This window comes from Caballeronia sp. LZ029 (assembly GCF_031451275.1).
Classification (GTDB): Bacteria; Pseudomonadota; Gammaproteobacteria; order Burkholderiales; family Burkholderiaceae; genus Caballeronia; species Caballeronia jiangsuensis.
Map to the genome: position 1 here is coordinate 1 of NZ_JARUXO010000118.1, position 3,321 is coordinate 3,321.

General features: G+C 59.7%; 4 protein-coding genes. All 4 read right to left on the reverse strand.

The genetic code is table 11. The features are described 5' to 3' along the window. Nucleotides 1–12: 12 nt before the first annotated feature. A complete protein-coding gene (locus QCE73_RS39135; RefSeq protein ID WP_233391408.1) occupies nt 13–2,094 on the reverse strand; it encodes a recombinase family protein in 2,082 nt (693 codons plus the stop codon). After that, nucleotides 2,084–2,338, reverse strand: coding sequence for a hypothetical protein (locus QCE73_RS39140; RefSeq protein ID WP_233391158.1), 255 nt, complete (start codon nt 2,336–2,338; stop codon nt 2,084–2,086). The genes QCE73_RS39135 and QCE73_RS39140 overlap by 11 nt, the downstream gene beginning before the upstream one ends. A gap of 35 nt (nt 2,339–2,373) precedes the next feature. Continuing rightward, nucleotides 2,374–2,826, reverse strand: a complete 453-nt coding sequence (locus QCE73_RS39145) for a helix-turn-helix domain-containing protein (protein ID WP_073426921.1) — start codon at nt 2,824–2,826, stop codon at nt 2,374–2,376. 176 nt (nt 2,827–3,002) lie between these two features. Further along, nucleotides 3,003–3,321 (reverse strand): DUF5372 family protein (locus QCE73_RS39150; RefSeq protein ID WP_309886165.1); only part of this gene is annotated, 319 nt, incomplete at its 5' end.

Sequence of the window (3,321 nt, forward strand, 5' to 3'; positions counted from 1 at the left end):
AAGGAGTAGGTTTCACATTGCACCTTGTCCGGTAGTTGGAGCGGCGATGAAGGTTGCTTGTGTAGCTTTGCGTCCAGCGGTGCCTCTTACGAGCGGGACATTCCCTGGAGGTTCGTATAGGCAGCGGTGATCATGCCCGTAAACGTGCCGCCGTAGAAGCCCTTGCCGTCCCCATTGGTGGATCGTGGTTTGGCTAACTTCGAGTTGCGTGGCGAGTTCGGCGCCGGTGAGCAAGCCACGCGCGCGTAGTCGCTCATATCGACTCGGCAGCCCATAGGTGGTCCGTACCAGCGCCACCTTCCGCGCGGTGAATGTCTGGTGCTGCCAGTTTGTATATCCGAGCTCGTTGAGTCGTGTGGCGACCTGCTGATCGGTACACGTTTCCAGAAGCCCATCAATGACGGTGACGACCGCCGGTTGTGTCTTGCGTACAAGTGCCATCGACCTGGGTTTGTCGACTGCGAGTGAGATCGTGCGGCCGCCGCGGAAGCGCACATGGATCGAGACCTTCTCCGACTTCACCAGGGTGACGTCGTCGATGAGCAGTCTTAGCATACGCTTGCGCTCGACGGATTCGATACGTCTGTCGTTCCACACGACGGCGAAGTCATCCGCGAGAGCCCGAATGCGTGCACGAGCCTCGTCGCCAAGCAGATCCTGATCCGATCGGCGTTGGCGTTCGTGTTCCTGCTGTAGCACGTCCAGTCGACGAAGGCGATCATTCCAGTCGGCCTCAAGCGCGTCGGCAACCATCCGGTTTGCCGGGTCAACATTCATGTAGCGACGGCGCGCGAGCTCAGCTTCGTAACGCGCGCGTTCCAGTTGCTTCAGACGCATGGAGTTGGCCTGCTCAATGCGTCCGGCGATCTCGTCCTCGACCGCTAGCGCCACTTCGATGGCTGCCGGCCCAACCGTCTGAAGCAGTAATGCGCTGATGGCATCATCAATTGCGCGTCCACGTACCGACTGGCACGGCTTGCCAGCATCATGGGCAGCGACGTCATGACATACGTAGTACGGTTCAAGCCTGCCGCTTACCTTCTGGTAGCGCACCCGCATGCGATTTCCGCACAACCCGCAGATGACTCGCCCTTGTAGAAGTCCATCGCCTTCGCGAGGGACAGTGCCTCGTGCGAGCGAACCAAATCCGTTTGCGCTTTGCCTGAGCGTAACCTGATTGCGCTCGAATTCGTCCCAGTCGATATAGCCGACGTGAGCGCTGCGGATGAGCACCTGCCAGTCGGATTGTGCAACCTTAAACTGCGTGCTCGTCAGGTCAGCCTTGCGTCCAATACGTGTCCGCCCATACACAAAGGCCCCAGCGTATCGGGGGTTGTGCAGAATCTGCAGGACACGCGATGTGTTTAGCCCGCCCCATTGCACTTCGCCTTTGCCGATGCCGCGGCGGATGCGCCGCGGGAAGACCCAGCCTTCGCGACGGAACCGGCGCACAACCATGCTTGCCGAGTGCGTTTGCCGGTAAGTATCGAACAACAGTCGCAGGCTCGCGTGGATTTGCTGATCAGGGTCAAGTACAACCGATCCATTTGGATGGTAGACCAGTCCGATGGGCAGCGGGAGTTCGAGCTCGCCACGTCGCGCCTTGTTGCGCATCCCACCCTGCAACCGCGCGTTCAGAACGTGCAATTCGGCCTCGCTCATGGTTCCCTTCAGACCGAGCAGCAGGCGGTCGTTGAAGTAAGCCGGATCATAGACGCCGTCTTCGTCAAGGATCAGAGTGTGGGTCAATGCGGCAAGTTCGATGAGCCGATGCCAGTCTGCGTTGTTGCGCGCGAGACGTGACACCTCCAGTCCGAGTACGATGCCGGCGTGACCGATGGCGACCTCCGAGACCAGTTGCTGGAAACCGTCCCGGTCTTCTGCGCTCGCGCCGGACAGACCCAGGTCGCTGTCGATGACGTGCACGCGTTCGATGGGCCAGCCCAGCGATACGGCACGCTCGCGTAATGCGTACTGGCGCTTGGTACTCTCGGTGTTCTCGAATACCTGTCGCAGCGAAGATTGCCGCACGTATAGAAAGGCGTCGCGGCGCAAGTGGTCGGCCGTGACTTTCTGGTACGGGTCAGTAGACATGGGCGAGCTCCGAATGGGTGCGCAGAACGAGATTGGCCAACAGACGTACCAATTCGTCGCTGGATGGGAGTGCGCCCATGCGTTCCTCTTTGCGAGATTCAGGAGCGTCGCTGGTCGCAGGGGCCGTCATCGCAAGCATGGAAAGTCCATGCAGCATGCCGTGGTAACGAATCGCCGCCATACCCTCTGGGCAAGGGGCGCCTTCTATCACCGCGTCGCGTAGCGCCTCGTAGGCAGCAGTCAAGGTTTGCGCGAGGGGATGGGTGGCGACAGATGGTTCTACGGTTTTTTTTTGCGTGCGATCGCGCGTTCGATGCTGCGGGGGTGGACCGAGATGCCAAGCTCGGATTCCAGTTGCTCGGCTAGTGCGCGGGCGTGAATGGAGCCGTCTCCTTCGAGATGTCGTTCGACGAAGGCCATCGCTTCGAGATTGAGCTTGTGTGCGCCCTTGGGCCCACGCGGTTTCGGCATGAGTCCGGCCAGGCCGTCGCGCGCGAATGCTGCCTCGGCCTGATAGAAGGTCGGGCGGGACACGCCGAACAGCTCTGCAGCGTCGGCCTTCGAGGCGCCGTCGACGCTGACGTGGCGCAGCATCTCGTACTTGACCTGGATCAGATCGCGGGCGTCGAAGAAATCGTTCGACTGAAACCAGGGAGCTCGCACCCGCTCGGGATGAGGGTTCAGCACGCCGAGTCGCCTGAGGCGGTCCTGCTTCGAATCGAGCTTGGTCAAGGTCACTGCGCCGGCTAGAGATATGTAATTTAAAATATGCCGCATTTATTTCAATGTCAAGGCCTGACCAGCCATGAAATCGTAGAAACCCCACCGTATTAACGGTATTCCCGTCACCGCCTCCAAGCGCCTGCACCACAGTAGCGGCGTTATTTAGCTTACATAGACGGCATAATTTATTTGACACGGCCGAGGACCTCCAGCTTCAAGTCGTCGATCAGCGCGCGCAGCCTTCGGAGGTCCTCGACACGAAACTCGGAGCGTCCCGCTGCGGTCTGAGCGAACGCGTCCGGTTCGTCCACATCAGTCCATGAGGCCAGTATCGACACTAGCCGGCCATGTTCGTCATAGAACATCACACGATCCTCTCCCCAGTTCTGACGGCGAGTAGCCAACTGGATTCGGGTACCGCGCAGGGGATGAAATGGGTGGGTGATCTCGACCGTTACAGTCGCGCAACCGTCATCACGACAAGCAGTTGCTGACTTACGATAA

Coding starts and splice junctions, on each gene's coding strand:
- QCE73_RS39135 (WP_233391408.1), bottom strand. CDS start 2,094: ATGTCTACTGACCCGTACCAGAAAGTCACGGCCGACCACTTGCGCCGC.